Annotated in this window: 8 protein-coding genes; 6 read left to right on the top strand and 2 right to left on the bottom strand. The window is 69.9% G+C overall.

What is annotated here, in order from left to right; translation table 11 throughout:
- The 5 genes from KVT45_RS54310 to KVT45_RS54290 all read left to right on the top strand — a co-directional run.
- Window positions 1–810 (top strand): acetaldehyde dehydrogenase (acetylating) (locus tag KVT45_RS54310; protein ID WP_217562426.1); only part of this gene is annotated, 810 nt, incomplete at its 5' end.
- Window positions 807–1,817, top strand: a complete 1,011-nt coding sequence (gene dmpG / locus KVT45_RS54305) for a 4-hydroxy-2-oxovalerate aldolase (protein WP_217562424.1) — start codon at window positions 807–809, stop codon at window positions 1,815–1,817. The genes KVT45_RS54310 and dmpG, both read left to right, overlap by 4 nt.
- 165 nt (window positions 1,818–1,982) lie before the next feature.
- Window positions 1,983–2,870 (top strand): alpha/beta fold hydrolase, encoded by an 888-nt coding sequence (locus KVT45_RS54300; protein ID WP_217562422.1) that lies wholly within the window; start codon window positions 1,983–1,985, stop codon window positions 2,868–2,870.
- Window positions 2,860–4,041 (top strand): hydroxylase, encoded by a 1,182-nt coding sequence (locus tag KVT45_RS54295; RefSeq protein WP_217562420.1) that lies wholly within the window; start codon window positions 2,860–2,862, stop codon window positions 4,039–4,041. Before KVT45_RS54300 ends, KVT45_RS54295 begins: the two co-directional genes overlap by 11 nt.
- 33 nt (window positions 4,042–4,074) lie before the next feature.
- On the top strand, window positions 4,075–4,638 hold the full coding sequence (locus KVT45_RS54290) for a flavin reductase family protein (RefSeq protein ID WP_217562418.1): 564 nt from the start codon (window positions 4,075–4,077) through the stop codon (window positions 4,636–4,638).
- 83 nt (window positions 4,639–4,721) lie between these two features.
- On the opposite strand, the gene KVT45_RS54285 is transcribed toward KVT45_RS54290, so the two are convergent.
- Window positions 4,722–4,985, bottom strand: coding sequence for a NifU family protein (locus KVT45_RS54285; protein WP_217562416.1), 264 nt, complete (start codon window positions 4,983–4,985; stop codon window positions 4,722–4,724).
- A gap of 86 nt (window positions 4,986–5,071) precedes the next feature.
- On the bottom strand, window positions 5,072–6,088 hold the full coding sequence (locus KVT45_RS54280) for an LLM class flavin-dependent oxidoreductase (RefSeq protein ID WP_217562414.1): 1,017 nt from the start codon (window positions 6,086–6,088) through the stop codon (window positions 5,072–5,074).
- Window positions 6,089–6,245: 157 nt separating this feature from the next.
- Between KVT45_RS54280 and KVT45_RS54275 the strand changes: the two genes are divergently transcribed.
- The gene (locus KVT45_RS54275; RefSeq protein ID WP_217562412.1) at window positions 6,246–7,376 is read left to right on the top strand and encodes an NAD(P)/FAD-dependent oxidoreductase; all 1,131 of its coding nucleotides are present in this window, start codon (window positions 6,246–6,248) and stop codon (window positions 7,374–7,376) included.
- Window positions 7,377–7,407: the final 31 nt, after the last annotated feature.

Here is a 7,407-nt window from a genome sequence, read left to right as displayed (position 1 = left end):
CTGGCCCGCGCCGCCCGCCTCGGCGTGGCGACGACGGCGGAGGGGGTCGAGGGCCTGCTCCGCATGCCGGAGTTCGAGCGGGTGCGTATCGTGCTCGACGCCACCAGCGCCGCCGCCCATGTCGCCAACGCGCGGGCGCTGGAGGGGTCCGGACGGCGGCTGGTGGACCTGACACCGGCGGCGCTCGGCCCCTTCGTGATCCCTCCGGTCAACCTCGGCGAACACCTCGACGCCCCGAACATCAACATGGTAACGTGCGGCGGTCAGGCCACCATCCCGATCGTGGCCGCCGTGTCCCGGGTGACCGAGGTGCCGTACGCGGAGATCGTCGCGTCCGTCGCCTCGCGTTCCGCGGGTCCGGGCACCCGGGCCAACATCGACGAGTTCACCGAGACCACCGCGCACGCCATCGAGACGGTGGGCGGCGCCCGCCGCGGCAAGGCGATCATCATCCTCAACCCGGCCGAGCCGCCGCTGATCATGCGGGACACGGTGTTCTGCCTGGTCGGCCAGGCCGACCACGACGAGATCCGCCGGTCCGTCGCGGAGATGGTGGCCGAGGTCGCCACCTATGTGCCGGGCTACCGCCTGGTGCAGGACGTGCAGTTCACCCCGATCGAGCGGGCCGAGGCCGCGACCCTGCTGCCCGAGGCGGCCGGCCCGGTCGACACCAAGGTGTCGGTGTTCCTGGAGGTCGAGGGAGCCGCGCACTACCTGCCCGCCTACGCGGGCAACCTCGACATCATGACGTCCGCCGCGCTGCGCGTCGCCGAGCGGATCGTCGAGCAGGCGGAGCTGGTGGTCCGATGACCGAGATCTATGTCCAGGACGTGACCCTGCGCGACGGCATGCACGCCATCCGGCACCGCATCGAGCCCGAGCAGGTCGGCCGGATCGTCGCCGCCCTCGACCGCGCCGGAGTGGCGGCGATCGAGGTCAGCCACGGCGACGGCCTGGCCGGCGCCAGCCTCAACTACGGACCCGGCAGCCACACCGACTGGGAGTGGATCGAGGCCGCCGTCGCCAACGCCCCCCGCGCGGTCATCACGACCCTGCTGCTGCCCGGCGTCGGCACCATCACCGAACTCCGCAAGGCCTACGACCTCGGCGTGCGCTCGGTGCGGGTCGCCACCCACTGCACCGAGGCGGACGTGGCGGCCCAGCACATCGCCGAGGCCCGCGCACTCGGCATGGACGTCTCCGGGTTCCTGATGATGAGTCATATGCTCCCGCCGGCCGAACTCGCCCGGCAGGCGAAGCTGATGGAGTCCTACGGCGCGCACTGCGTCTACATCACCGACTCCGCCGGCCGGCTCACCTCGGAGGACGTCCGCGACCGGGTCAGGGCCTACCGCGAGGTCCTCGACGAGGACACCCAGATCGGCATCCACGCCCACGAGAACCTCTCGCTCGGCGTCGCCAACTCCCTCGCCGCCGTGGAGGAAGGCGCCTACCGCGTCGACGCCTCGCTGGCCGGACAGGGCGCGGCCGCGGGCAACAACCCCATCGAGCCGTTCGTGGCGGTCGCCAACCTCAAGGGCTGGAAGACCGGTTGCGACCTGTTCACGCTGGAGGACGCCGCCGACGATCTCGTACGACCGCTCCAGGACCGTCCCGTCCGGGTGGACCGGGAGACCCTCACCATCGGCTACGCCGGCGTGTACGGCAGTTTCCTGCGCCATGCCGAGAACGCGGCCCGGCTGTACGGGGTCGACACCCGGGAGATCCTCGTCGAGGCGGGCCGCCGCCAACTCGTCGGTGGGCAGGAGGACATGCTCATCGACATCGCACTGACACTCCAGACCCAGAAGTCCTGAGGTCCCCTACGCCGGCCTTCCCGACCCGGTCGATGTCCAAGACCCCGGGCCGGACCACCACATCGAGCCGTACTCCGGGCCGTCGCCGCATCGACCCGGACTGGGAGGCATTGGAATGGAAACGTCCCGAGCTGGAGCACGAGCAGAAGCGAGGGGTGACGGACGATGACCGCACTCACCTTCGAGTCGACCAGGGTCACCCACGACGTGGAGGGACTCACCTTCGCCTACCACGAGGCCGGTGAGGGCGAGCCGCTGTTCCTGCTGCACGGGTCAGGCCCCGGCGTCAGTGCCTGGTCGAACTTCCGCTACAACCTGCCCGTCTTCGCCGAGCACTTCCGCACGATCGCGCCCGACCTCCCGGGGTTCGGCGGCAGCGACCTGCCGGAACTCACCGAGGTCTATCCGGTGGCCGCCGCGCGCCGGATCGCCGGCCTCATGGACGAACTGGGCATCGAGTCGGCGGTGTTCGTCGGCAATTCCATGGGCGGAGCGGTCGCGGCGGAGCTCGCCGCTCTGCACCCCGAACGGGTCCGTCGGCTGGCTCTGATGGGATCGGGCGGACTCTCCGTGGGGCTGTTCGGCGCCGAGCCGAGCGAGGGTTTCGTACGGCTCTTCGAGTTCCTGGACGAACCCATCCGGGAGCGCATGATCGCCTGGATCAGGACCATGGTCAGCGACCACAGCAGGATCACCGACGAACTCATCGACGAGCGTATGCACAACGCCCTGGAGGAAGGCGTCATCGACAAGACCCGGAAGATTATCGGGTCGATGTTCCATCCCGCCCTGCGGCAGAAGTACACGCCCCTGTGGACCAAGGCGGCGTCCTTCACCACCCCGACCCTGCTGCTGTGGGGGCGCGACGACCGCATGCTCCCCTACGACCAGGCGCACTTCGCCACCCGGTGGCTGCCGGAGGTCGAACTGCACACCTTCGCCCGTTGCGGTCACTGGGTGCAGGTGGAGCGCAAGACCGAGTTCGAGCGAGTGGTGCTGGAGTTCCTCACCCGGAAGACATCGGAAGTGGAAGGTGCCGGGCATGGCGCATGAAGTCGTCGAGAGAGTCGAGCAGTACGGTCCCAAGCTGGCGGAACTGGCCGTCCAGAACGAGAAGCTGGGCAAGCTGAGCGACGAGACCGTGAGTCTCCTGCGCTCCGCCGGTGTGCTGCGCCTGCTCCAGCCGACCAAGTTCGGCGGCTACGCGGCCCACCCCCGCGATTTCGCCGAAGCCGTGATGGCCGTGGCCCGGCACGACGGTGCCGCCGGCTGGGTGTGCGGCGTCGTGGGAGTCCACCCCTGGGAAGTCGCACAGATGGACCCGCGGGTCGCCCAGGAGATCTGGGGCGAGAACCAGGACACCTGGATCGCCTCCCCCTACATGCCGAACGGGATCGCCGAGCCGGTGGACGACGGCTACGTCCTCTCCGGGCGCTGGCCCTTCTCGTCGGGGACCGACCACTGCGACTGGGTGTTCCTCGGCGCGCTCGTCGGGGACGGCAAGGGCAGGCCGGCCTCGCCGCCGAGCGTCCTGCACGTGATCCTGCCCAGGTCGTCGTACGAGATCGTCGACGACACCTGGGACGTCATCGGCCTGTCCGGCACCGGCAGCAAGGACGTCGTCGTCGACGGCGCGTTCATCCCCGCCTACCGGACCGTCAACCAGGACGAGGTGTCGGCCGGGGAGGCGGCGGCGGGCAACGGCGTCACCGAACCCCTCTACCGGCTGCCGTTCACCTCGATGTTCCCGCTCGGGATCACCTCGGCCGTCATCGGCACCTGCGAGGGAGCCCTCGACGTCCACCTGGCCCAGCAGCGCGACCGGGTCGCGGTGACCGGTGTGCAGGTGCGCGACGACCCGTACGTGCTCTACTCGGCGGGCGAGGCCGCCGCGGAGATCGCCGCCTCCCGTGTGCAGCTGATCGACGGGATCAGCCGGGTGTACGAGCAGGTCGCGGCCGGAGAGCCGGTCTCCGTCGAGGAGCGCTCCAGGGTCCGGCGCAACCAGGTGCGCTGCGCCTGGCGGGCGGTGTCGGCCCTCGACGAGATCTTCGCCAGGTCCGGGGGCAACGTCATCCGGCGTGACAACCCGTTGCAGCGCTACTGGCGGGACGCGCATGTCGGCCTGGCCCACATGATCCATGTCCCGGGTGCGGCCTACCACGCCAACTCCCTGGCCCAGATGGGTCTCGAACTGCCTCCGCAGCTGCGGGTGCTGATCTGAGTTCCGGCGCCGTGGGCGAGGAGGAGAGAGCACATGCAGAGTGAGAGCGGAACAAACGCCTCTGCCCCCGGCCTGCCGGACTCCCCGCACGACAAGGGCCACTTCCGCCAGGTGCTGGGGAACTTCCCCACGAGCGTGGTGGCCATCACGGCGGGAGTGCCCGAAGGACGGCCCGAGGGGATGATCGTCGGATCGTTCACGTCGGTCTCCCTCGATCCGCCCCTGGTGGCCTTCCTGGCGGACCGCTCCTCCGGGACGTTCCCCAGGATCCGGGCGGCCGGCCGGTACTGCGTCAACGCACTGGCGGCCGACCAGGAGGTCCTGTGCCGGACGATGGCGACCAGGGGCGCCGACCGCTTCGACGGCGTCCCCTGGCGGCCCTCGCCGTTGGGGAACCCCGTGCTCGACGGCGTGGTCGCCTGGATCGACTGCGAGCTCGCGCAGGTCGTCGAGATCGGCGACCACTATCTGGCCGTGGGGCGGGTCCATGCCCTGCGCGCCGAGTCGGCCAAGACACCGCTGCTGTTCTTCCGCGGCGGCTACGGCGACTACTTCTCCACCACTTCGCTGGTACTGGACCGGCTCGTCGGCTGGTAGCGGCGGACGCGCGAACGCGGAGCGGGCGGCGAGTCCCCGGACTCGCCGCCCGCTCCGCCGTGTGGCCGGCTGAGGGAGCGGCCTCAGCCGGCCAGGTCCGGCTCGCGCACGGTGACCTCGGCCAGTTCGATGCCGCGGGTCTGGAGTCCCTCCTCGATGAACGCCTTGAGCGACTCGCCGTCGAGCACGCACGTGGCGCAGGCGTCGTTGTGGCCTCGGGAGTAGTCGACCGTCAGACGGGACTGCTCGGGAGCGAACTCCGCGAGCCGGATGGAACCGCCGTCGGGAGCGACCATCGGTTCCAGCAGTTCGAGCACTTCGTTGACGACGTCCTGGGCTTGCGGCATGGCCGGTCTCCTCTGTCGTGGGAGTCGTGGGATGAGCGTGCCGGGGGTTTCCGACGTGGATGCGCGATGTCTGCGGGGCGCCCCTCTCAGGGGGCTTCGGCGGCGTCGAGTGTGTCCATCAGCGCCAGACTCGACCGTGCGTAGGCCTGTCGGCGGCGCTCGCCGACCATGAACGACGGCGGCGCGAAGTAGGCGACGTCACGGGCGATCGACGCCCGGCGCCGGCGGAGGCGGGCCGCCGCGTCGGCGGTGCTCCCGCACAACGCGATGGCGTCGACCATGTCGTCCGTCACGGCCCGCGCCATGTCGTCGAACCGCCCGTCGGCGAACGCCTCCCTGATCTTCTCGACCTGGGAGGTCCAGCCGTGGTGCGCGGCGAACGTGTCGTAGGTGCGTACGGTCAGGTAGAAGGCGATCATCCGGCGCATGTCGGTGACGGCACGCTCGGGATCGTCGTCGTCGATCGCGGTCAGCAGCCAGCCGTGTTCCAGCGGCCGCCGGTCGTGTCCGCTCTCGCGCGCGCCGGCCTCGACGGCCGGCCGGACCACGCTGTCCCACCAGTCGTCCGTGAAGAGTCCGTGGCCGATGATCCCGTCGGCCGTGCGGCCGGCGGCGGTCGCCATCCTGTGCTGGAACCCGGCCAGCAGGATCGGCACGTCGATCCGGCCCAGCACCGGAGCCTGCACTCGCGCGTCGATCCGGTAGAACTCGCCCTCGAAACCGATGCGTTGCCCGTTCTCGGCGTGCAGCCACGCTCGTACGGCCGTCACCAGCTCGGACATCCGAGCCACGGGGCGGTCCGCGGGCACACCGCACCAGTCGCGGTTGATGGCGAACGCCCCCGAGCCCAGGCCCGCGAAGATGCGTCCGGGTGCCTGCTTCCACAGGTCACGGATCGCCGTCGCATGGGCGAACGGCGTACGCGAGAACCCGTAGGCGATCGCCGGGCCGACCAGAGCCCTACGGGTCGACGCGACCATCCCGGCGACCGTGACATAGGCGTCGTGGTCCGCGAACTCGCCGGTGCAGAAGGCCGCGACGCCCGCGGCCTCGGCCTCCGGGCCGACCTCCGCACCGGGCCAGGGCATGCCGAACTCAGTCATGTGCGCCGATCCTCCCGCAAGCGTCGTGCACTGCCCAGCTGAGCATATGAATTGTAGCATTGAGTTAGCTGATTCAGGTGTCAGATACCTTCACATCATTTAACTGTTCTTCTAAAATCGCCCCGTTGGTCGGAGGCGTCAGGACGGAGAAACAGGGATGACGCACACCTCGGCCGCGCCCACGGATCTCGATCGGGCGCGCGCCAAGTACCGAGCCGAGCGGGACAAGCGCCTGGACCCCTCGCGCCGGGAGATCCTGGACCTCTCAGGACGCGAGAAACTGGTGGCGGACCCCTTCACCGATGTCGTGCCGCGCGAGCCGCTGCACGACACGGTCGACGCGATGGTGGTGGGAGGAGGGTTCGGCGGTCTGCTCGCCGCGGCACATCTGCGCAAGGCCGGAGTCGAACGCATCCGCATCGTCGAGAAGGGCGGAGACGTCGGCGGCGTCTGGTACTGGAACCGGTATCCGGGCGCGATGTGCGACGTCGAGTCGTATGTCTATCTGCCGATGCTGGAGGAACTGGACTACATACCCCGGCGCCGCTACTCGTACGGCCCCGAGATCCTCGCCCACGCCCAGCGGCTGGCCAGGCACTTCAAGCTCTACGACCACGCGCTCTTCCACACCTCGGTGACGGGGCTTAAGTGGCAGGAGCAGAGCGCCAGATGGAGCGTGCGCACCGATCGCGGCGACGAGTTCCAGGCGCGGTACGTGGTGGTGGCCCACGGCTCGTTCACCTCGCTCAAGCTGCCGGCCATCGAAGGCATCGACAGCTTCGAGGGCGAGCTGTTCCACACCTCGCGATGGGACTACGACTACACCGGCGGCGACAGCTCCAGCCCCCTCACCGGACTCGGTGACAAGAGGGTCGGCGTCATCGGCACCGGCGCCACCGCGGTCCAGATCGTGGCCCCGCTCGCCGAATCGGCCCAGCAGCTCTACGTGTTCCAGCGCACCCCCTCCACGGTCGCCGTCCGCGACAACAGGGTGACGGACTACGCGTGGGCGCGTTCCCTGGAGCCGGGCTGGCAGAAGCGGCGCCGGGAGAACTTCACCGCGGTCACCAACGGCGAGCCGATCACCGAGGACCTGGTGGGGGACGGCTGGACCGTCTTCTACCACGCGATGCTCAGCGGCGGCGAATACGGCGCCCTGAGTCCCCAGGAGCTGGCGGAGCAGCGTGAGCTGACCGACCTGGAGCACATGGAGCACATCCGGGCCCGGATCGACGAGGTGGTGCGGGAACGACGGGAACGACGGTACGGCAGGTCCCGGGCATGGTGACCGGTAGGAGCAGGGCCGGGCGCGGGCAGGC

This window comes from Streptomyces sp. GbtcB6 (genome assembly GCF_019091475.1).
Taxonomy (GTDB): domain Bacteria; phylum Actinomycetota; class Actinomycetes; order Streptomycetales; family Streptomycetaceae; genus Streptomyces; species Streptomyces hyaluromycini.
Note: the sequence above shows the minus strand (reverse complement) of the source record. Positions and strands in the feature narration are given on the sequence as shown.